The organism is Shewanella sp. 125m-1, from assembly GCF_052977065.1.
Genome location: NZ_JBRILT010000020.1, coordinates 26,597 through 47,690, shown reverse-complemented (window position 1 = coordinate 47,690; position 21,094 = coordinate 26,597). Strand labels below are relative to the sequence as shown.

Sequence of the window (21,094 nt, the reverse complement as noted above, 5' to 3'; positions counted from 1 at the left end):
GTACTGTGGAAAAACAGATGAAATCTAACGTCATAATTGCTATGGCTATCCTCGTTTTCGGCAACCTATTTAGTGCGCTCTATGATGTCTCTATTAAATGGATGCCAGAGGGAAGTAACGCCGCGACTTTCTTGTTAATACGGCAAATACTATCGGTATTGATGTTACTGCCTTTATGGTTTTACGCTAAAAGACCGACGACTCAACATGTAAAAGTCCACTTTTTCCGCTCGAACACGGGGGCATTAGGGGCGGTGTGTTTGATTATGGGCTTGATGTCATTACCTATTGCGACGGTGAGCTCGTTATTCTTTTCTGCCCCTTTGATGATTGTGCTGATGGGCTCGATTTTTCTAAAAGAGAAGGTAACGCCAACTCAGTGGCTCGCCACCATTTTAGGTTTTATTGGTATTTTAATCTTACTGCGTCCAAGCGAAATCAACTGGTTTGGGATTGCGGTGCTGATCTCGGCTTTTACTTTTGCCCTGAATCAGCTCGCGCTACGTAAGCTGCCCGATAGCGAGGATCCAAGTGTGACCCTGATGTTGTATAACACGCTCAGTATCCCGCTGACATTAGTGATGGTACTGGTACAGGGCTTTGAGGGCGTAAGCTGGGGCTTAATCGGCATTGCGGCACTGAGTAACAGCTTCTTACTGGCGTATCACTGGTTGTGTGTATTGGCTTACCGTAAAGCGCAGGCGAGTCAGATAGCGATTGCTGAATACACCGGATTACTCTTTTGTGTGTTGTTTGGCTGGCTGCTATTCGATGAGTGGTTAGACGGTTTGAGCTGGGTTGGTGCAGGCTTTATTGTACTGCCATCGCTAGTTATTCCATGGATAGTTGCAAGAATGGCTAATTTAAAACCCAAAAAAATCATCGAGCAAAAGGCGGGATGATCTTTTAGGTGTTGGCGAAGGGCATTGTGATTAAGAATCTGTATATTCAAACACCTTAATCACTTTGCGCACGCCGGCGGTATTACGCGCCACTTCCACGGCTAACTCGGCTTGAGCGCGTTCGACATAACCAATTAAGAACACCTCACCATTTTCAGTGACGACCTTAATATTGGTTACATCTAAGTCTTTCTCATTGAGCATTCGACCCTTCACCTTAGTGGTGATCCAGGTATCGTTACTACGAGTCGTAAAAGAGGTTGGATTACCAATACGGATCTGGTTATGGATCTTGCCGCCAATCTTTAGCTCTTTAACAGTACGAACCGCTTTATCTCGCAGCATTGAGTTCGGCGCTTGGCCAATCATCAATACATTAGCGTTCATAACAATCCCGCTAATATTCGCCTGGTTTTTTAAGTCATCATGAGAAGCCAATGCGCTAGAGATATTAAAGTCGGCATTGGTGTCATCAATTTGAGTCTTAAAGCTGCGCTCGTCATTAACCATCATTGCACCGCCGACTGCACCGACCATAACGGCCCCAGCGCAGCCTTGCAGCATTAACACAATCGCGATTAATGGGAGCACTGCTCTCATGCTTGTTCGTCCTGCGGGAATAATGTGTGGTCGATGTTGTCACACAAGCAATGAATCGCTAGCAGGTGAACTTCTTGAATACGGGCGGTGACATTTGATGGCACACGGATCTCAACGTCGTTGACGCTAAGTAGGCCTGCCATCGCGCCGCCATCTTTACCGGTTAGCGATACAATTGTCATGTCACGGCTTAGGGCTGCTTCCATGGCTTTAATCACGTTACCTGAGTTACCGCTGGTTGAAATCGCTAACAAAATATCGCCAGGCTGGCCTAGTGCCATAATCTGTTTAGAGAAGATTTCATCGTAGCTGTAATCGTTAGCAATCGCTGTGATTGTTGACGTGTCGCAGCTAAGAGCAATAGCGGGTAGTGGTGGACGCTCAATTTCATAGCGGTTTAATAGCTCCGCAGAAAAATGCTGTGCATCACCGGCGCTACCGCCATTACCGCAAGCTAGGATTTTATTACCACTAAGCAGGCAGTGAACCATCATCTCAGCGGCTTTAGCAATTGATTCTGGTAGTGCTTCAGAAGCATCAATCTTAGTTTGAATTGACTCTGTAAAGCTGTCTTTAATGCGTTCTAACATGGATAAACCCTATGTTTATTTATGTCCACTTTTGGCTGGTGGTACATATGAAAATTAAACTATTTAAAATGCACCGCGGATCCATTGGATCCCTTGGGGATCGGCCGCAATGACATCGAAACGACAAATAGCATCGATTCGATTTAACTGTATGTAATGGTTTGCTGCTTTTCTAATTCGCCTTGCTTGTGCTGGGCTCAAAGCATTAACGGCACCACCGTATTGAGATGGAGAGCGGTATTTTACCTCAACGAACACCCAATCGCTGCCATCTTTCATCACTATGTCTATTTCACCAAAACGGTATCGCACGTTTTGTTCGACAAAGGTTAGCCCACGTTGCTGCAAATATTGCCGTGCTGCATATTCGGCAATTTGGCCTTGATTTGGGTTAGCTGGTGCCAAATTCGCTCATCCTTGTCGCGTTAATTTGAATATATCTTAAAGATTGTGCCGAGACTATTTGCTTCAGCGTATTTAACTGTAAAGTTTATCAAAAGCTTCCTGCATCGGCTTTATAGCGGACGCAAGTTACCTCTTTGATAGCGGCCCCAGCTGAGCTGGCGATTCAAGGTACCGTCAGGTTGCACCGATAACAAACCGCTACGCCCTGTAAACTGATAGCCAGGTAAGGCGCGCATTTGTGCCAGTTTACCGACTAAATCGAGCGCATCATAGCCCATAATAAATAGACGTTTACGGCTGTTACTCCAGTTAGGCCATAGCTCATTGACCATACGGGTTTCAGTGTTGGGCGTGATCAGCCATGGAATGTCGCTAATCGTTAAGTTATTCAGCTCATTAGCCGTTTCTCGGTCGTTACCTTCAACACGGCTACGGCTGGTGGTATACAGAGGCACAGGCTCAGCAAACACGCTAAAGTTAACGTCGATAAAAGGCTTAAGTAGCGCTAAATCTTGGCTGGCAGAAATCATATAGATAGCATCGACATCGCGACGGGAGCGAAAATCCGCTTCAATCTTAGGAGTCAAAATAGCCTTAATGCGAGAAATACGTTCTTTACTATCGATAACGCCTAAGGCTTTTTGTACTGTGACCTTCATTTTGTCGCCGCCGTCATAGTAATGGATTTCGGCCGGATTATTAGTCAGGGTTTGCCAAGCCTTATTGAAGCTTTCCGCCATGCGGTGGCCAACAGCATCATTGCTGACTAATAGTAACGGCTGTTCAACACTATCATTGTATAGGCGCTGAGCCGCATCAATGGCTTCATCGGTCGGCGATAAGGCAAAGAAATACTTATCAGGATCGGCGGTAAAAGTATCAATATGGTTCAAGTAAAGCTGTGGAATGGTCTTGCTCACCACAGGACTCACGGCGACAGCCTCTCCAACCGCGTTAACGGAAGCGCCTACAGCAGTCATATTCTGTAACTGCTCGACTTCAGTTTGCAGTAGTGGACCAATGATAAATTCAGCGCCCGATGCCACGGCTTGCTGGTAAGCGGCCTGTGCACCTGTTGCTGTATCGAAAAAGTTGAGTGCAACACTGTCGTCACCGGTTGCCATATAGTTAGCAATAATGCCTTGCTTGACGGTGCTAGCAACGCTTGCACGTGAGCCTGTTAATGGCAGTAAGACCGCGATATTTTTTGGCTGATAAGGCTGAGTGTTAAGTGCCTTTTCTAAGTCAGTGGGCAGTTTTGCCGCTGCAGGATGATACGGGTTGAGTTGTTGCCAGCTGCCTAAGTGGCGAACCAGATCGTTAGGGTCGACGGCATAGTGTTTAGCGATATAGGCCAGTTGTACCCAACCCGCAAAAATCGGGTTAGAGGTATCGTTGCTAAAGCTTAATAGGGTTTGTTCGTTAATCGGCTGTAGAGAGCGCCAAATAGTGTCGTTGACTTCTTGAGCCTGTGAGGCCGGTAAATACTGACTCAGTAAGCTCAATTGTCTCACTTGATCGATTGGTTGATTAACTAATTGATACAGGTGAGCCTTAAACTGGTAGTAACTGACCCATTGCCAGTTTGGCAGTGTCCAGTCGCTTGGATAATTAAGCACCTGCAGAGCATGATCATAGGTCGACGTCATCTCTAATACGCGAGCGGAAAGGTAAATATGCTCCGCCAGTAGCTCTGGTTTTTGGCTGATATCTTGCGCAATCGATTTCAGCGCTTTATCTGCAGCGCTGGCATTCCCTTCGTTGATAAAGGCATGCGCGGCGAGTAAAACATATTTATCGCGGGTTTGTTTATTTTTTTCTTTGGCAGCAAGGGCTAAATATTGCGATGACGTCTCGGTCACTGCGGATAAAGAAACTTGTGTCTTTTCAGTCTGTACCGGCGCAGAAGTCGTGCCGCAACCGAACAAAACCGCAGATAAAATTGCGATAGAAATAAATTTTGTTGTATTCAGTCTTTTTAACACGGGTCTTCACTCTGGTAAGATGCTGCTAATAGTTTAACCTGCTCTTCCGCTTGGCGAAAGTATTGTTAGAAACTCTTGCCAACACTCAATACAGAGGTAGTTATGGACCTGTCGGTCGCGCTTTACATTGTTCCCACACCAATTGGGAACCTAGGGGACATCAGTAGCCGTGCAATAGAGGTACTTAACCAAGTATCACTTATTGCCTGTGAAGATACCCGTCATAGTGGAAAATTACTGAGTCACTTCGGTATTGAAACTCGAAAAACTGCGCTACACGATCACAATGAACGTGATAGAGCGCAGTGGATCATTCAAAAGCTGGGTAATGGTGAAGCGGTAGCATTGATCTCCGATGCTGGCACACCGCTGATCTCAGATCCTGGCTACCACTTAGTTAAACAAGTGCGTGAAGCAGGATTTAATGTGATCCCACTGCCCGGACCATGTGCTGCGATTACGGCATTAAGTGCTTCCGGTTTACCTTCTGATCGGTTCTCGTTTGAAGGTTTCTTACCCTCAAAAGAGAAAGCGAGATTTGATAAACTTACCGCACTGAAAGATGATCCTCGCACGTTAATTTTTTATGAATCACCGCATCGTATCGTTCACAGCCTAGAGTCACTGGTTGAAGCGTTAGGTAGTGACCGTGAAATTGTGATGGCTCGAGAAGTGACTAAAACTTTTGAGACCTTCCTGTCTGGTCCCGCTGGTGAAGTACTGCAAACCGTTAAAGATGATCCTAATCAGCAGCGCGGTGAAATCGTGTTGATGTGTCACGGCCATCGCAGCGATGAAGAGTTAGAGTTCTCGCCAACAGTGATAAACACGCTTAAATTACTGTGCGAAGAGCTGCCTTTGAAAAAAGCCGCCGCCGTAGCGGGACAGATTTACGATATTAAAAAGAACGCACTTTATAAACATGGTTTATCCATCGGCCTTTAAATATTGTGCGTGCGAAGACGGTATTTGTGAAAGTCCTTGGTTTGTTAGTCTCGCTTAGGCTATAATCCGCGCCGAGTTGGCTAGACAGTTGCCGCGTTCGCAAGAACGGGGAGGAAAGTCCGGGCTTCAAAGAGCAGGGTACCAGGTAACGCCTGGGCGGTGTGAACCGACGACAAGTGCAACAGAGAGGAAACCGCCTGCTTGATTTATCAAGTCGGTAAGGGTGAAAGGGTGCGGTAAGAGCGCACCGTGCGGCTAGCAATAGTCCGTAGCAAGGTAAACTCTACCCGAAGCAAGACCAAATAGGGTCCCGTATGGCGCTGCTCGCGTTGGGACCGGGTAGGTCGCTTGAGCCTGTGAGCGATTGCAGGCCTAGATGAATAACTGTCCACGACAGGACCCGGCTTATCGGCCAACTCAACCTTTTGATGCAGAAGGCCTCACAGAAATGTGGGGCCTTTTGTTTTTAAAACGATTAATTCTTTAGAGTGGCAGTTCGAAAAGAAAGATAAAAAGTCATTTATTTCACTCTTGAACCAGAGTTAGGGTTTATCGGATATCAATGTCACCTCTTAATAAAAAGCCCGTTTACCGAAAAGTAAGCGGGCTTTTTATTACCTGTAAATCAGGTTTGTCGGTATAAATAGTATGACTAGAAATAGTAACCGAAATTAATATTAAAGCGGGTGTTAGTGCCGCCATCTCCCACCATAGTGCCGCCGATAAAGGGTTGGTTCTCTGCAACAACAAAGTCGACATAGGTATAGAGTCCACCTGCAGCAATAGCCATACCAGTGACATTCATAAAGGTATCAGCCAGTGCCGCAGATTTATCGGTAACCAGCGAATAATCGTTATAGAAGGTTAGGTTGGATATCGGGCCTATCTCTACAGGTAAGCTGTATGCCACGTTGGCGATATAAGTCGTGGCTTCTGCTGGAATAGAGTCGTAAAAATGATATGCGGCTACCACAATACGTTCTACATCCATGCCATCGACATCGTATTTGTAGTCGGTCAGCTGTAATTTAACGTTCCAGCGATCGTAGTTAACCACGCTGTGAATGGCTGCAGCGACATTATCGCCATCGGTGCCATTGGCAATATCAAGCTGTCCGGCTTGGATTGATGCGCCCAGTTCAACTTCGAGCTCATCGAATATTAAATTGTGAGCATAACGACCATTGAAGGTATTCACCTCAGCTGCAGCGTAACCGTCACTGGGGGCATCATAGACACCTTCTCCAGGTAAACGGATACCAACAACATCGTAGGCATAACGATCGGTTCGGTCTGAGACAAAGCCATCAAGGCCGCCTTGTTCGTCATTCTTATAGAAGGCGAGATCAATTTGGTTGTTATCGCCTTTATAGGTGTAGTTCAAGCCCATATCATGGTCATCTTCAAGTCCGAGATAGAAGTTAGAGCTGAAGAAGTAGTTGTTTGATGCGTAAGTTAACATACCAAAAGGCACTTGAGTGACACCAATTTTACCTTGTTGTTTGTCATCAAAGTTGTAACCAATCCAAGCGTGCTGAATCACATTCATGTACTCAAACCAGCGGTACTGGGCAGAAAAGATTAGGTCTTGATAATTGCCTGATACATCGATACGGAACAGGTCAAAATCAAAATCGCCACCACGGTCAGCATTGTCGTCATCATAGTCTTCATAGGTGTAATTGACACGCACGGCGCCGCCAAAATTGACGCTGCTCTCTGGTTCCTTTTGTTGCTCTTCGACGACGAGCAGTTCAGGTTCAAGCTGTTGAGGCTCAAGTTGTTCAGGTTCAAGCTGTTGAGACTGAAGCTGTTGAGCCTCAAGTTGCTCGATGCGGGCTTTTAACGCTTCTAGCTCTTCATCAATTGGGGTGGCGCTTGCATTCGCGGATAATGCAAGGGCGATACATGAAGCTGCAAGTGTGTAGCGGATCATCATTTATCCTTATGAGTTAAGTTTGATTTTTGTAGGTCTGTATTGGCTGTGCTGTCGGCGTCGCTATAGAAATCCGATAGCACGTCGGCTAAGTGAGTCCGCGAAAGTTCGCCTTGTAGGTCGCCATCGGCATCGACAACGGGGAGGGGGTAATCAGACTCCATTGTCGCGGGAATAATGCTTTCAAGCAGTGCATCTTGTGAAATAGGGGTTAGCTCTTCTACCTTGAAGTCTTCCATTAGCGCTGCTTCATCAGCTTTGGCGGCATCTTCTAGCGCTGCTTGGCACACCACCCCCTGAAAGCCTTCATCGGTAACGTAATAGGCATAGTTGGCAGGAATGCGCTTCATCTGTTTTAGGGCTTCGCCTATCGTGTCGGCGGTGAGGCGAAATGCGGGGGGCTTCATAACAGTTTCAACTGTTAGGGCTCTCGGACGGTTTACGTCTTTGACAAAAGCTTCAACATAATCATCAGCAGGGTTGAGTAAGATATCGACTGGCTCACCGACTTGAACCAGTTCGCCGTCTTTGAGAATGGCGATACGGTCGCCAATGCGGAGCGCTTCATCGAGATCATGAGTAATAAAGATAATGGTTTTATGTAGCTCTTTTTGCAGCTCTATCAACTGGTCCTGCATCTCACTGCGTATAAGTGGATCGAGTGCGGAGAAAGCTTCATCCATCAGCAGGATTTCGGCATCGGTACACAGGGCTCTTGCTAGACCGACGCGTTGTTGTTGGCCACCTGAAAGTTGAGAAGGATACTGCTCTTCATATCCGCTCAAACCGACAGTTTCCAGCCATTGTTTGGCTTTGGTATTTCTAGTGGTTTTGTCTACCCCTTGCACACTGAGACCGTAGGCCGTATTTTCCAGCACGCTTTTGTGGGGCATTAAGCCAAAGCGTTGGAACACCATGGCCATTTTACTACGCCGAAACTGTTCTAGCTGCTTGGTATTGAGCTTCATCACATCCAAGCCTTCAACCAGTATTTGGCCTTCGGTAGGATCGATTAATCGATTGAAGTGACGAATTAAGGTTGATTTACCGGAGCCCGATAGTCCCATAATCACAAAAATCTCGCCTTGGTGAATGTCGAGGTTAATGGCTTTAAGGCCCACGGTATGGCCGGTTTGTGCGAGAATGTCATCCTTAGATAAACCTTCTTTTACTAGCGGAATAACCTTGTTTGGTTTTTTGCCAAAGACCTTATAAAGATCTCTAATTTGAATGAGTGGCTCTTTAGATGAGTTGTTATTCATGATGGCCACTTCGCGTATGTTTTTGTGACCGTTTGGCGTAGGCCTGCGAGGTGCGATCAAAAATGATAGCGAGTGCGACAATAGCCAAACCGTTAAACAGCCCAAGAGTGAAATATTGGTTAGTGATCGACTTGAGTACTGGCTGGCCCAAGCCCTTAACGCCAATCATAGATGCGATAACCACCATTCCGAGTGCCATCATAATGGTCTGGTTAATACCAGCCATAATGGTGGGAGAAGCCAGTGGTAATTGAACTCCCAGCAAGCGCTGCATCGGATTCGCGCCGTAAGCCGTCGCCGCTTCTAGTACTTCTTTGTCTACTAGGCGGATCCCTAGGTTAGTTAGACGAATAACAGGTGGAATGGCGTATATGACCACGGCAATAACGCCGGGGACTTTGCCAATACCCAGTAGCATGACCACTGGGATCAAGTAGACAAAGGCAGGCATGGTTTGCATCACATCCAAAATGGGCGTCACCACCGCCTGAGTACGATTACTGCGAGACATTAAGATACCGATGGGCACACCCAATGTGATGGCCAATAGGGTGCAGACAGTAATGATGCTAAGGGTGCGCATGGTATCTTGCCACATGCCAAAATAACCAATCAGCATAAATGAAATAACAACGCCTAAAGATAGCTTCCATGAGCGGCTAGCAAGGTAAACCAAAGCGGTGATACACAGCAGTACAGCCCACCATGGCGACTGCACAAGCAGCTTTTCAAACCAGATGAGAAAGTCGAGCAGCGGATCGAATAAAGACTCGATAACATCGCCGTACTCGCGAGAAAAGTCCCGAAAAGCACCGTCTAAATATTTACGGATCCCCAGCAAAGTGGAGCGATCCATTTTCGGAAATTCGCTGAGCCAAGAAAAGTCAGCCATTACGACCTCTATTATTGTTATTAGGGATAATCTAGATGAGGATAAAAAAGCGAGGCTTAACAGGCCTCGCTTTGATAGTGACTTTTAGAGATCGGCGATGGCCAATTTCACTTTAGTGGCCACCTCTGCGGGAACCCATTCAAGCCAAATATCTTGATGATTGATTAAGAAGTACTCGGCAGCGATAGTGCCATCAGCCTGATTATCTTCCATCCAGGCCAATAAGCGGTTCATCTGTGCATTGGTTAAGGCGCGCTTGCCAAGATACTCAAATGCAGACGTTGATTTTTTAGCGAATGCTGCGGTAGTAATTGTTTGTACCAAGGCAGCAGGGTACATAGTGACTTTAGGATCGGCACACTCTGCTTGAGAGATACAGTCACTAAATTCTTTTGCATCGACACCACTACCAAAGTCCACTTTGACCATTTTGTACTTGCCTAGTACCGCAGTGGGCGCCCAATAGTAGCCAAACCAAGGTTGTTGACGCTCATAAGCTCGGGCAATCGAGCCCGCTAGACCGGCTCCTGAACCGGGATCGATAAGATCAAACCCAGCATCACCGAGCTTGAGTGCGCGAAAGAGGTTTTCTGCAGAGAGTTGGCAGCCCCAGCCTGCAGGGCAGCCATAAAAGGCACCGCGCTTTGGATCTTCTGGATGCTCAAAGGCTTTTACATTGGCGATCACTCCCTGAATGGTTTTCAGGCTGGGGTCTTTGTCGACCATGTACTGCGGCACCCAAAACCCCTCTTCACCGCCATCAGATAGCGACTTGCCGGCAATAACCAAACGCTTGTCAGTGACTGCTTGTTCGATAAGCTCTTTAACGCTGTTACTCCAGATTTCAGGCGCGATGTCTGGCTCGCCTTTTTCAACCATAGAGGTGCTGGTGGGCATGGTATCACCAGGGGTTAACTCGGCTTCGCAGCCATAGCCATGTTGTAAAATAAAGCGGTCAACGTTAGCGATTAATGAAGCAGAGCTCCAATTCATATCGGCGATAGTGACCTTGCCGCATTGTTCTTGGGCTAGGGCTTGATGTGTTATGCCGCTAAGAAGGCAGCCAATTAACAGTATACGTTTCATAAGAACTCCGTGCTTGAGGTTAGCGATCCTTTGCGCACGTGCCGTCTCTGTTAATCATTAGAGTTCAAACTAGAGGCAGTGCTTCACTTTTTCTGGTAGCAGCCTTGTTGCAGTCTAGTAAATTAGTTTGCAACAGATTTAAGGCTAGTATCGATCAAAATTAACACAGCTGCTTGGTGGTTAACAGTTAAGCAATCTTGCTTTGTGGTGTAGGGCAAAAAATACCTGCTAGATATGTTTAGAGTTCGAACTACTTTCTACAAATAGGGCTATTCACTTACAGGGTTACTCTATTGGCTTTCGTGCTCTCGCGTTATTGGCTCTACTATGATTGGCACCACGATTAAAGTTGGTCAGCGGTATGAGATTAGAAATTAATGGCTAATATTCAAAAAAACCGCTTATCGAAAGATAAGCGGGCTTTTTTTAGCTGTAATTTACGCAGGTAATTGCAATAGTTCTGCTTAAGCGGGTTTAAACAAACACTTTAGTCGTTTGAAAATAATCAAACGCGAAATGGTTAAGTAACCACTAACCGTTTTTTGATGTAAACGGAAAATCGTATCGTAGAGGCGGCGCACTAAGCGGCCTTTTAAGATTAACCTGTCATTCATCATGGTGCTAATTGCAAAGTTATGCCCGATAGCGACCACCATTCCGCCGTCGTTGTAGACAAAAGGTTTGAGTGGCTTCCCATCTAATAGGGCGACTAAGTTTTTAGCTAAATGCACTGCAGCGCGGTTAGCTGCCTGAGCTTTAGGTGGTACTTGGCTACCATCTGCTTGTGGAATTGCGGCGCAGTCACCGAGTGCAAAGATTGATGAATCAAAGGTTGTAACAAGCGTTTGCTCAACAACCAGTTGGTTAAGCGAGTTGCTCTGCAGGCCGCCTATCTCTTTTAGCCAGTCAGGGGCTTTAATACCTGCTGCCCAAAACTGCACATCGGCATTGAGCACTAGGCCGTCGCTGGTGAGCATACGATCGGCTTCAACGCTAGCGATGCGAGTATTAAGCATCACATTAATCTGATATTTCTCAAGTCTCAGTAGCGCTTGCTCAGACATTTTAACTGGGCCGTTTGGTAATACTCTATCGGCGGCTTCAATCAAGTTGATATTAAGCCATGCTGCATAAGGATTTTCGCTCAGTTCTGCACTTACTTTGGCAAGCTCTGCTGCGAGCTCTAGACCCGTCGCGCCAGCACCGACAATGTTGATGCTGCAATCTTTACCTGAACGCAGCAAACTGCTGATTTTGTGCCAGCTATCACGGGCTTGTTCTGGTGTGTCTAAGAACAAGCAGTGCTCTTTTGCACCTTGGGTCGCAAAATCATTACTGATCGCGCCAATGGCGATGATTAGGTAGTCGTAATCGAGTGTATCTGTTTCACCATTAGGCTTACGTACGGTGAGTTTCTTTGCTGCTCGATTAACGTCAGTCATCCAGGCTTGATAGTGCATGTAACCATTTTTAGCACCATGGCTAAAGTAACAAAGACTATCAAGATCGGTATCAAAGGTACCAGCGGTTATTTCATGAAACCGCGGCTTCCAATAATGGTGGGTTTCGCCTTCAACCAAAATCACTTCATCTTGGCTATTCACACTGCGACCTAGCATACTTGCGATTTCAAGGCCTGCTGCGCCGCCACCAACAATAACAATACGAGACATAGTAATTCCTCTAAGCATCAACAGATGCCGATGTAATTTGATAAGAGCCTTAGGACTAAAAGGGGATACGAAAGGTATGACCGAGTGCAGGGCTTTAGATGGCGCTCATTATAGTTACCGTTCTTTTTGGAACAATTAGCTCAAAAGGTAAATTACTTTTGCACACAGGTAACAATTGTTGGGTGAGGAATTATTGTTTATTGATTTTTAAGCATTTTACTTGAATTTTGTCATATGTATTTTGACCCACGCTCTGGGGTGTAGGTCAAAATAGTGGGAGTGCTAGGCTTGTTTAAGGCCGTGGCTTAAGTGATCAAGTAGCATACGTACCTTTGGTGAGAGGTGGCGATTTTGCGGATAAAGCGCCCAAATCCCCTCTTCTGGTTGACGGTTTTGCTCAAGCAAAGGCGTTAGCTCGCCTGACTCAATAAACGGCAATACGTAATAATCGGGCAATTGTACTATACCTATGCCTTTAATGGCTGCATCGACTAAGGCGTGGCCACTATTACAACTTAAACTGCCTCTAACGCGTACATTTCTGGTTTTGCCATTTTCTTGAAAGCGCCAATAATCCATGGTGCCGATTAGGCAGTTGTGCTGATCTAGCTCTGATAGCGAGTGCGGAATACCATAGGTTGAGATATAGCTAGGCGACGCGCACACATTTTGGGTACGACTGCTTAGCTTCTTGGCCATCATGCTTGAGTCTTCTAAGTGTCCAAGTCGAATCGCCAGATCGTAACCTTCATCAACTAAGTCTAACTTTTGGTTGGTTAGATTGAGTTTGACTTCCAGCTCTGGGTAGAGCGATGCAAAGTCATTAATTAATGGCGCCATGGTCATTTCGCCATAGGTGACCGGCGCGGTGATTTTGAGTAACCCGCGTGGGCTTGTCTGCAAATTAGTAATTGCACGCTCGGCTTCTTCTAAGCCATCTAATACTTGGCGACAATGTTGATAATAGATGCGACCAACTTCGGTTACCGATACCTTGCGGGTGGTGCGGTGAAACAGCTTAGAGGCCAGTCTGGTTTCAAGTGCACTAATTTGGCGGCTGACTTGTGCGGTTGATATCCCCAATCTTTGTGATGCCTTGGTAAAGCTTTCTGCTTCAGCAACGGCGACAAACTCACTCACACCTTCCCAATTAAACATGATGACTCCTTATGCGACAAGCTGACTCAGCCTTTATTACTGTATGGTAAAAGAGATTTGTATTAAGAGCTAATTATCATTCTATTTGAAATAAATATAATGAGCCTCATCAAAAGGTGAGTCATTGTCGCTAATCAGGTTAGCTAACCTGCAGCCCAGTGACATGGACTGCTTATATCTGGAGCGACTTCGCTCTCAGTTCGCGCTGGTCACTCAAGGGCGAAATACAGTGGATTGTTAGACGCAATCCCAGCCTTCGACTATAGATTAATAGGCTGCTAAATCGACTTATGCTCAGCAACCGCGAATTGTCATAGAGAGGTACTAACATGGCTGGTGGATGGTCAAGAGATGGTGCGGTGCAAGATCAAATCGACAGCAGTGTCGACGATGCCGTGGCAACCGCTAGAAGTAAACTGGTTGGCGGGATTAGCCTGCAACATTGTGAAGAGTGTGGCGAGCAGATCCCTGAGGCTCGACGTATGGCGGTGGCAGGTGTACGACTCTGTGTTCATTGTCAAAATGAACTCGATGGTGCTCAGGCAAAGCAACAGCTGTTTAATCGCCGAGGCAGTAAAGATAGCCAGCTACGTTAAATTTGCTGTGGCAAAAACCAGTAGAGATTAATTTATAACATGGCTTTGAACTAGCTCAAGCCCTAGAAAGCATTTCAGTAAATAATGAAGCCACGTTCCTAAAGATTATTACCATATGGTAAAGGTTAATTACCTATTGGTGGGATTATCAATATTGAACAGGTCGTTATAATCTTTGCCATACCCACAGCGGTGACACGCCGTATATAAAAGTTTATTAAGAGTAGGAATACAAGATGACAGCACAAACAATCAAATCAAAAGCCGCAGTAGCTTGGGCCGTTGGCCAGCCACTATCTATGGAAATCGTAGATGTAATGCCACCACAAAAAGGTGAAGTGCGCGTTAAGATGATCGCCACTGGCGTATGTCACACCGACGCATTTACATTATCGGGCGACGATCCAGAAGGCATCTTCCCTTGTATTCTTGGTCATGAAGGTGGCGGTATTGTTGAGTCTATCGGTGAAGGTGTCACTAGCGTTAAAGTAGGCGACCACGTTATCCCACTTTACACTCCTGAATGTGGCGAATGTAAATTCTGTAAGTCTGGTAAGACTAACCTTTGTCAGAAGATCCGTGAAACTCAAGGTAAAGGTTTGATGCCAGATGGTACTAGCCGTTTCTCTAAAGATGGCCAGATAATCTATCACTACATGGGCACTTCAACGTTCTCTGAGTACACCGTATTACCTGAAATTTCGTTAGCGAAAGTCAACCCTGAAGCGCCACTTGAAGAAGTTTGTCTTCTAGGCTGTGGTGTCACAACCGGTATGGGCGCGGTAATGAACACCGCTAAAGTTGAGGAAGGCGCAACCGTTGCTATCTTCGGTATGGGTGGCATTGGTCTGTCAGCGGTTATCGGCGCGGCAATGGCTAAAGCGTCACGCATCATTGCTATCGATATCAACGAAAGTAAGTTCGACCTAGCCCGTCAATTGGGTGCAACTGACTGCATTAACCCTAAAGACTATGACAAGCCAATCCAAGATGTGATTGTTGAGCTGACTGATGGCGGCGTTGATTACTCATTTGAGTGTATTGGTAACGTTAACGTCATGCGCAGCGCACTTGAGTGTTGCCATAAAGGTTGGGGCGAGTCAGTGATTATTGGTGTTGCAGGTGCAGGCCAAGAGATCTCAACGCGTCCATTCCAGTTAGTGACGGGTCGTGTTTGGAAAGGTAGTGCATTTGGTGGCGTTAAAGGCCGCTCTGAATTACCAGAGTACGTTGAGCGTTACCTTGCAGGTGAGTTCAAGTTAAGTGACTTTATTACTCATACAATGGCGCTTGAGCAAGTTAACGAAGCATTTGATCTTATGCACGAAGGTAAGAGTATTCGTACAGTAATCCACTTCGACAAGTAATTAGGTCATATAAAATAACAAGCGCTTTCGGGCGCTTGTTGTTTTTAAGAGGGTTGATTGCTCTCGATGTAAAAATTTATAGGAGTCGGCATTAAATGACCGTTGAAAATATCAGTGTCAACAAGAGCTTTGGCGGCTGGCATAAGCAATATAGCCACCAGTCTACAACCCTAAATTGCGCCATGCGATTTGCGGTTTATCTGCCGCCTCAAGCGTCAAATGGTAAAAAAGTTCCCGTGCTTTATTGGTTGTCAGGGCTAACCTGCACCGATGAAAACTTTATGCAAAAAGCCGGCGCACAGCGAATGGCTGCTGAGCTGGGTATTGCGATTGTTGCGCCAGATACCAGCCCACGAGGCGATGATGTTGCCGATGATGCGGGTTACGACTTAGGTAAAGGCGCGGGCTTTTATGTCAATGCTACCCAAGCACCTTGGAATCGCCATTACCGCATGTACGATTATGTGGTTAATGAATTGCCTGCGCTTATTGAATCTATGTTCCCGGTGAGTGATAAGCGCTCAATTGCGGGTCACTCTATGGGCGGCCACGGTGCGTTGGTGATTGCCATGCGTAACCCACAGGCTTATCAATCTGTGTCGGCATTTAGCCCGATTGCAAATCCAGTAAATTGCCCTTGGGGCAAAAAGGCACTAACAGCCTATCTAGGCCGTGATACCACAACTTGGGTTGATTACGATGCCAGCCTATTGATGCGTAAAGCGACTGAATTTGTGCCAGCTTTAGTTGATCAAGGTGAGGCTGATGACTTTCTTATCGAGCAGTTAAAGCCAGAAGTACTAGAGGCGGCAGCTAAAATGAGCGGCTACCCGCTAACGCTAAATATGCAAGAAGGTTATGATCATAGCTATTACTTCATCTCTAGCTTCATTGAAAACCACTTACGTTTTCATGCCGAGCATTTAGCGCAGTAAAACGCAATTTTCACCCGAAATACCGACGCTATAAGCCGCCAATAGGGCGGCTTTTCTATTACCTTTAAAAAGATTATTACCCAAGAGTAAAAGTGATTTGTATTGAAGGGGGATTATCATTATTTATCAGGAAAATATAATACGGATATTGATTTTAAACGCCTTTGCAAACAATTGCGGAGCACAATTAAGGTAATAAAATGAGCTGGATGTTTCTTTTTCTGGGTGTGGTGGCAGAAGCCTTGTCTCATGTGGCGTTAAAAGCCACCGATGGTTTTAGTAAGCCGTTACCTGCCGCTTTAGTGCTTCTAGGCCACCTAACGGCATTTATCTTTTTAGGCCAAGCGATGAAGGGCATGCCTGTTGGTGTAGTACACGCGCTTTGGGCGGGGTTGGCCATTGTTACTGTGACTTTATTGTCGGCGCTATTTTATCGCGAGCATTTAGATATGACGGCGTGGATTGGTATGGTGCTGGTGGCGGCTGGCGTGATGATGATTAATGTTTCACAAGGACACAGCCATTAACCGCGAATATTGCTGTTTAACTGAGACGACTATAAATTAAATCGAATGGTTGATTTTACATGTTGGTTTGATTGATTTTGCTCAAGGGGATTTGTGATATCGAGTTTGGGCAAGGTTACTGCAGGTGTTGATTCAGTTTTAACGGTGTAAGCTCCTAATGATGAAGTCACAGATAAAGGGCATTTTGTTTTAGTGCCTTTAAAGGTGCGTTTATGGTTGCGCTTTTCATTACAATAACATCGCTTATTAACTGGTGACGCCACACATACACAGATTACCACCTTGCTGTCCGCATATGATTAATAAGAGTATATTTTTGTTATTGAATACTTATCTCGCTATCTACTTGGCGTTGAGTCAATGATTCAGAATTGAGTTGTTGATTGTCATAATTTTCGATACAAACTGATTGCCAATAACCTGTTTTTCCTCCTCCAATAAGTCGCTAATCTAACCTCAATGTCGCTTACACAGGGTAAGAGATAAAATTCAATTGAGAGTGAGGTTGATGATGAAAGCAAACACTATTTTAGCAAGCGTATTATGTTCAGGCTTAATGATTAGCAGCGTTCAGGCCGTTGAAGTCGATTTTTTTGCGGGTGCGGCTGCTGGCTACCAAATGGATAAAGTTGATGGTGCGGTAAGCCATGACACTGAAGATATGTCTTGGCAGGGGCGTATTGGCGTGCTGATTGAACAGCAGCATCGAATCACTGGTACCTTTGCTTATATGGAGGATGAGTTCTCCAATTCATCAGCTGACTATAAACAAGAGCAGTATAGCTGGTTGTTGTCTTATGATTACTTAATCCCTGTACATAAAGATGTAAACCTATTTTTGGGTGTTAGCGCGGGTGTGAATGACAATAAAATTGCCGGCCGCTCATCCACAGACTTTGTATATGGCGTACAAGCTGGGATGCAATATAAATGGACAGAAAACTTATCATCTGATTTAGGTTATCGATACTTAGCGCAGGATTATAGTGAAAACGGTATCGATATTGATAATAGCCAGCAGATCTATTTATCGTTAGATTATAAGTTCTAGGCAACTCACTAACGCTTAATGAACTAGGAATGGCTAAGTGGAATGGACTCCGCTTGCTAGTATTTTTAATACGCTTAAAAGCGATTTTTCACCTGAAAGCGCCATTCCCAACTATTCACTTCAACCCCGGAGGTGAATGGCATACTTATATCAATATGAGCGACATTACCGTAGCTTGATTTTGATGAGTAAATCCTTGCACCAATACCAACGCTGCCGATGGGGGAAGATACTGCGTTATTTTCATCGTCACCACCAAATGCATGACCTACATCGGTAAATACGGCCCAACCGAGTTCCGCTAATTGGTATAAATTGATATTAGGATAGTTTCTTATCTCTGCGGTAAAGGCCCATTGATTGTCACCATATTGGTAATCATTGGGGTAGCCACGAACCCCAGTGTCATCGCCAAGAGCAAAAGGTTCATCCAAGTAGTTATTTTGTGAGGTGCTTAATCTGAGCTTTGAATAGGCAGTCCACTTGGGACTAATATGATAAAAATACTCGGCGGCGACATTGAGTTTATAGAAATCTTTTTGGCTGGTGGCAAATACGCCCTCACCATCCATCTCCAATAAAATCAGTTGATCCTCACCTTGGTAGCCGCGACTCGATTGCCAGTTTATGTGGTAACCAATCGGTGAGCTGTCGTTTAGGTCTCGGGTTTCGATACCTAGCTTAAAGTAATGCTGCCAACCAAAGTTAAAGTCCTCGTTGTAATTAATTAAATGCACATTCTTGAGGACTTTGAAATCATCTTGTAGATACTGATAAGCAAGCCATGGATAAAGAAAGTCTCTATCTTTTGGCAGCTCTGAGTTTGGGTAGCTATCGATATGGTTAAACTCGTGCTGGTCTTGAGTTATCCCGGTAATAAACCTAGAAACTTCCTCGCTATTGTGGTTTATCAGCCAGCCAAAGCGGGCATTATTGTAGAAAACGGAGTGCTGAAATTCATTAATATCCATACCGTTTTGCTTGAGAGTATCAACGCGCAGGTCATCCAAGTATTCGGCAGAGTACATATGGCTGCCGTCTAAGGTGTAAAAAGGTTTATTAAAATAAACATGTTTAGCCTGCCCATCGCTATTATCGTAAAAGTCAGCAGCAATAGTGGCGTGTTGGATATAATAAAATGGTGCCTCGACGCCAAACTTATAGCCCGTTCTGTCTGCATTTGACTGATATTTGATACGAGTTCGAATACCGTAACCGAGTAGATTATCTTCTTTGATACCGATGGAAAACTTATTTTCCCCGCCGCTTCTTCCTGCGCTAAAAGTGGGCAGTAGTGACCAGTTATCCCAGGTTTCGACTAAGATATTTTCGCCTTCATCAGAAAGGTCTGCATCGGGAGCGGGTGCTGAGTAGCTAATTTTAGCGTCACGAATATAGGCCTGTGAGCGCAATATACGTTGTGCTTCGTCTAGGTCCTTTTGGCTGACTTCATTTCCTTCTGAAAAGCTAAGTTTGTCGCGGATCACTGAGTCTCGGGTGTTAATATGTAGGTAGTTAGCCCAGCGATGAATGAAAAAAGTATCGGGGTCGGAGAGATCAAAAATATCGTTACTCTTGATCACAATATTCTTGGTCGGTTTTTTTTGCTCGTAATCTTCAGCGTGGTGGTTATCAGGAACTGCAGTTTTATTTTCAGCCGAAGCAACATCCATCTGGATGCTAAAAAAGAACACTAAGGTGATGCTGAAAACCCGCTTCATTATGTCACTCTACTCCTTGGCGAGAATTAATAGCGGCTAAAGTGTAACAAAACTATAACACAGCGTAAGTGTAGATTAGTCAAGTCATAACAGGCAGTTTTACTTAATCAGAAAATGATTTAGCGCAATAAAAAAGAGCGCCTTTAAGCGCTCTTTCTTTGGTGATTATTGCTGCTAGCGCTTACAAGGTACGCCTTGGCGGAACGGCAACGTTGGCAAAAATTAAGCCTGCAATAATGGACATAAAAATTAAAAAAATCTGTATCCCCAAATGAGATTGGTTAAAGATGGTCTCACCGAGAATTAAGGTATTAAGGCCGATATAGGTTTTACTACCAGGTACTAAGATCACTATGCCTTGCAATAATGCGATAGAAGCGGGTGCCTTCATCCAACGAGAAAACAAGTTAGAGTATACGCCGACGGCTAATGCGCCAAAGAAAATACCAATCGATTCGCCAAAGTAAATCCCGCCCAATATCGCCGAGAAAAAAGCGACAATGCCAGCTAATATGCCCCAGGGAGAGTCTTTTATTCTGGCTTTAAAGATAATAACCAGTGCCGTAGATAAGATTGGCACTGAGATAAATGTCGCCCATTGAGGTAGTGCTTCAGGAGGAATATAGCTTGTCTCGCCAAATAACGCCTTGCCAATGGCCATGCCGAGGATCACCCCGAAATAGAGCTTAAATAGCAGCATGAAGGCATCCATCACCCTTGCCGTACCTGAGATAAGGTCACGCGCTGCGAGTTCAGCTAGCCCCAAAGTGAGGGCAAGGCCGGGAATAAAGATAATAATGCCGGACAAGATCACCACAGGGATATTAACCGAAGGGTCGACGCGTGCGATAGCGAAGGCTGCAATAGCACAGAGGATCGCGGCAAGGGGCTCAAGCATTTCTGCCATACGTTTAGAACGTTCGGCGCGATAAACTAAACCGTAAACCATCAGGCCTAACATGCTAGACCAAAAAGCATCGTTCCAACTCGTGCCCATTAGCATGGCAAAGGCACCTGCCGATACACCAAAGGCGAGTAGGGTTAGTTTGGTACCGTATGGGTTAGGTTTATTGGAGATCTCTTCTAGGCGTTCAAGCGCTTCACTGAGTGTGCGCTGACCTGACATGAGTTCTTCAACCAGTTCGTCGGTTCTGGCTAATGAGCCCAGATCTAGCTCACCGGGCTTCACTCTGGCGACGTGGTTATACTCTTGGTCTTCGTCGTGTTGTAACACAAAGGTCATCGCGGTTGGCGAGATCAAGAAGTAACCTTCAATGCCAAGCACGTTAGAAACACCTTGTAGGTGAGTCTCTAGGCGATAGGCTGGCGTACCAAATTTATGCAGTGCTTTACCGAGCCGTATGATGAAACGGCGCTTTTCTAAAAATTCTCGATTATCCACAATCTTGCTTCGCTGTAGGTGACTTCAGGATTATTTATTTTATTAAACAAATGCTTACATT

Annotated in this window: 19 protein-coding genes and 1 other RNA gene; 8 read left to right on the top strand and 12 right to left on the bottom strand. The window is 45.4% G+C overall.

The features are described from left to right. Positions 1-17: 17 nt before the first annotated feature. Positions 18-902 carry a DMT family transporter gene (locus tag ACVBIK_RS10875; RefSeq protein WP_447161834.1) on the top strand — a complete coding sequence of 295 codons (885 nt, stop codon included), beginning with the start codon at positions 18-20 and terminating at the stop codon, positions 900-902. A 30-nt stretch (positions 903-932) separates the two neighbouring features. Here the strand turns inward: ACVBIK_RS10875 and ACVBIK_RS10870 are convergent, their stop codons facing one another. From ACVBIK_RS10870 to ACVBIK_RS10855, 4 genes are all read right to left on the bottom strand, one after another. Continuing rightward, entirely contained in the window at positions 933-1,502 is a 570-nt protein-coding gene (locus ACVBIK_RS10870) for a BON domain-containing protein (protein ID WP_447169675.1), read from the bottom strand. Next, a complete protein-coding gene (locus ACVBIK_RS10865; RefSeq protein ID WP_012279127.1) occupies positions 1,499-2,092 on the bottom strand; it encodes a phosphoheptose isomerase in 594 nt (197 codons plus the stop codon). Before ACVBIK_RS10865 ends, ACVBIK_RS10870 begins: the two co-directional genes overlap by 4 nt. Before the next feature lie 63 nt (positions 2,093-2,155). Continuing rightward, positions 2,156-2,497 carry a YraN family protein gene (locus ACVBIK_RS10860; RefSeq protein WP_447164039.1) on the bottom strand — a complete coding sequence of 114 codons (342 nt, stop codon included), beginning with the start codon at positions 2,495-2,497 and terminating at the stop codon, positions 2,156-2,158. A gap of 110 nt (positions 2,498-2,607) precedes the next feature. Beyond that, positions 2,608-4,482 (bottom strand): penicillin-binding protein activator, encoded by a 1,875-nt coding sequence (locus tag ACVBIK_RS10855; protein ID WP_447169674.1) that lies wholly within the window; start codon positions 4,480-4,482, stop codon positions 2,608-2,610. Between the two features lie 102 nt (positions 4,483-4,584). Between ACVBIK_RS10855 and rsmI the strand changes: the two genes are divergently transcribed. Then, positions 4,585-5,427, top strand: a complete 843-nt coding sequence (gene rsmI, locus ACVBIK_RS10850; protein WP_447161830.1) for a 16S rRNA (cytidine(1402)-2'-O)-methyltransferase — start codon at positions 4,585-4,587, stop codon at positions 5,425-5,427. Between the two features lie 72 nt (positions 5,428-5,499). After that, an RNA gene (rnpB, locus tag ACVBIK_RS10845) (RNase P RNA component class A) lies at positions 5,500-5,851 on the top strand. A gap of 228 nt (positions 5,852-6,079) precedes the next feature. On the opposite strand, the gene ACVBIK_RS10840 is transcribed toward rnpB, so the two are convergent. The 6 genes from ACVBIK_RS10840 to ACVBIK_RS10815 form a co-directional block, all read right to left on the bottom strand. Beyond that, entirely contained in the window at positions 6,080-7,363 is a 1,284-nt protein-coding gene (locus ACVBIK_RS10840) for a carbohydrate porin (protein WP_447169673.1), read from the bottom strand. After that, on the bottom strand, positions 7,363-8,625 hold the full coding sequence (locus ACVBIK_RS10835) for a quaternary amine ABC transporter ATP-binding protein (RefSeq protein WP_447169672.1): 1,263 nt from the start codon (positions 8,623-8,625) through the stop codon (positions 7,363-7,365). The genes ACVBIK_RS10840 and ACVBIK_RS10835 overlap by 1 nt, the downstream gene beginning before the upstream one ends. Next, positions 8,618-9,517, bottom strand: a complete 900-nt coding sequence (locus tag ACVBIK_RS10830) for an ABC transporter permease (protein WP_447169671.1) — start codon at positions 9,515-9,517, stop codon at positions 8,618-8,620. The genes ACVBIK_RS10835 and ACVBIK_RS10830 overlap by 8 nt, the downstream gene beginning before the upstream one ends. Positions 9,518-9,601: 84 nt before the next feature. Further along, positions 9,602-10,603: an ABC transporter substrate-binding protein gene (locus ACVBIK_RS10825; protein WP_447169670.1), complete on the bottom strand. Its 1,002-nt coding sequence runs from the start codon at positions 10,601-10,603 to the stop codon at positions 9,602-9,604. A gap of 464 nt (positions 10,604-11,067) precedes the next feature. After that, positions 11,068-12,276 (bottom strand): NAD(P)/FAD-dependent oxidoreductase, encoded by a 1,209-nt coding sequence (locus ACVBIK_RS10820; RefSeq protein ID WP_447169669.1) that lies wholly within the window; start codon positions 12,274-12,276, stop codon positions 11,068-11,070. 282 nt (positions 12,277-12,558) lie between these two features. Next, positions 12,559-13,434, bottom strand: coding sequence for a LysR substrate-binding domain-containing protein (locus tag ACVBIK_RS10815; protein ID WP_447169668.1), 876 nt, complete (start codon positions 13,432-13,434; stop codon positions 12,559-12,561). A gap of 329 nt (positions 13,435-13,763) precedes the next feature. On the opposite strand from ACVBIK_RS10815, the gene ACVBIK_RS10810 reads away from it, so the two are divergent. The 5 genes from ACVBIK_RS10810 to ACVBIK_RS10790 all read left to right on the top strand — a co-directional run bounded on the left by ACVBIK_RS10810 (position 13,764) and on the right by ACVBIK_RS10790 (position 17,910). Then, positions 13,764-14,030, top strand: coding sequence for a DksA/TraR family C4-type zinc finger protein (locus ACVBIK_RS10810; RefSeq protein WP_447169667.1), 267 nt, complete (start codon positions 13,764-13,766; stop codon positions 14,028-14,030). A gap of 236 nt (positions 14,031-14,266) precedes the next feature. Continuing rightward, positions 14,267-15,397, top strand: coding sequence for an S-(hydroxymethyl)glutathione dehydrogenase/class III alcohol dehydrogenase (locus ACVBIK_RS10805; RefSeq protein WP_447161823.1), 1,131 nt, complete (start codon positions 14,267-14,269; stop codon positions 15,395-15,397). 95 nt (positions 15,398-15,492) lie between these two features. After that, positions 15,493-16,332 carry an S-formylglutathione hydrolase gene (gene fghA / locus ACVBIK_RS10800; protein WP_447169666.1) on the top strand — a complete coding sequence of 280 codons (840 nt, stop codon included), beginning with the start codon at positions 15,493-15,495 and terminating at the stop codon, positions 16,330-16,332. A gap of 200 nt (positions 16,333-16,532) precedes the next feature. After that, on the top strand, positions 16,533-16,859 hold the full coding sequence (locus ACVBIK_RS10795; protein ID WP_447167106.1) for a DMT family transporter: 327 nt from the start codon (positions 16,533-16,535) through the stop codon (positions 16,857-16,859). A gap of 508 nt (positions 16,860-17,367) precedes the next feature. Next, positions 17,368-17,910: an outer membrane protein gene (locus tag ACVBIK_RS10790; RefSeq protein WP_447169665.1), complete on the top strand. Its 543-nt coding sequence runs from the start codon at positions 17,368-17,370 to the stop codon at positions 17,908-17,910. 74 nt (positions 17,911-17,984) lie between these two features. Here the strand turns inward: ACVBIK_RS10790 and ACVBIK_RS10785 are convergent, their stop codons facing one another. Beyond that, positions 17,985-19,583, bottom strand: a complete 1,599-nt coding sequence (locus ACVBIK_RS10785) for a ShlB/FhaC/HecB family hemolysin secretion/activation protein (RefSeq protein ID WP_447169681.1) — start codon at positions 19,581-19,583, stop codon at positions 17,985-17,987. A 229-nt stretch (positions 19,584-19,812) separates the two neighbouring features. Beyond that, positions 19,813-21,033, bottom strand: coding sequence for a threonine/serine ThrE exporter family protein (locus ACVBIK_RS10780; RefSeq protein ID WP_447161820.1), 1,221 nt, complete (start codon positions 21,031-21,033; stop codon positions 19,813-19,815). Positions 21,034-21,094 lie beyond the last annotated feature (61 nt).

Bases quoted from the DNA above. Each gene is read 5' to 3' on its own strand.
- ACVBIK_RS10875 (WP_447161834.1), top strand. From the start codon at position 18: ATGAAATCTAACGTCATAATTGCTATGGCTATCCTCGTTTTCGGCAAC.
- ACVBIK_RS10870 (WP_447169675.1), bottom strand. From the start codon at position 1,502: ATGAGAGCAGTGCTCCCATTAATCGCGATTGTGTTAATGCTGCAAGGC.
- ACVBIK_RS10865 (WP_012279127.1), bottom strand. From the start codon at position 2,092: ATGTTAGAACGCATTAAAGACAGCTTTACAGAGTCAATTCAAACTAAG.
- rsmI (WP_447161830.1), top strand. From the start codon at position 4,585: ATGGACCTGTCGGTCGCGCTTTACATTGTTCCCACACCAATTGGGAAC.
- ACVBIK_RS10840 (WP_447169673.1), bottom strand. From the start codon at position 7,363: ATGATCCGCTACACACTTGCAGCTTCATGTATCGCCCTTGCATTATCC.
- ACVBIK_RS10835 (WP_447169672.1), bottom strand. From the start codon at position 8,625: ATGAATAACAACTCATCTAAAGAGCCACTCATTCAAATTAGAGATCTT.
- ACVBIK_RS10830 (WP_447169671.1), bottom strand. From the start codon at position 9,517: ATGGCTGACTTTTCTTGGCTCAGCGAATTTCCGAAAATGGATCGCTCC.
- ACVBIK_RS10825 (WP_447169670.1), bottom strand. From the start codon at position 10,603: ATGAAACGTATACTGTTAATTGGCTGCCTTCTTAGCGGCATAACACAT.
- ACVBIK_RS10820 (WP_447169669.1), bottom strand. From the start codon at position 12,276: ATGTCTCGTATTGTTATTGTTGGTGGCGGCGCAGCAGGCCTTGAAATC.
- ACVBIK_RS10815 (WP_447169668.1), bottom strand. From the start codon at position 13,434: ATGTTTAATTGGGAAGGTGTGAGTGAGTTTGTCGCCGTTGCTGAAGCA.
- ACVBIK_RS10810 (WP_447169667.1), top strand. From the start codon at position 13,764: ATGGCTGGTGGATGGTCAAGAGATGGTGCGGTGCAAGATCAAATCGAC.
- ACVBIK_RS10805 (WP_447161823.1), top strand. From the start codon at position 14,267: ATGACAGCACAAACAATCAAATCAAAAGCCGCAGTAGCTTGGGCCGTT.
- fghA (WP_447169666.1), top strand. From the start codon at position 15,493: ATGACCGTTGAAAATATCAGTGTCAACAAGAGCTTTGGCGGCTGGCAT.
- ACVBIK_RS10795 (WP_447167106.1), top strand. From the start codon at position 16,533: ATGAGCTGGATGTTTCTTTTTCTGGGTGTGGTGGCAGAAGCCTTGTCT.
- ACVBIK_RS10790 (WP_447169665.1), top strand. From the start codon at position 17,368: ATGATGAAAGCAAACACTATTTTAGCAAGCGTATTATGTTCAGGCTTA.
- ACVBIK_RS10785 (WP_447169681.1), bottom strand. From the start codon at position 19,583: ATGGATGTTGCTTCGGCTGAAAATAAAACTGCAGTTCCTGATAACCAC.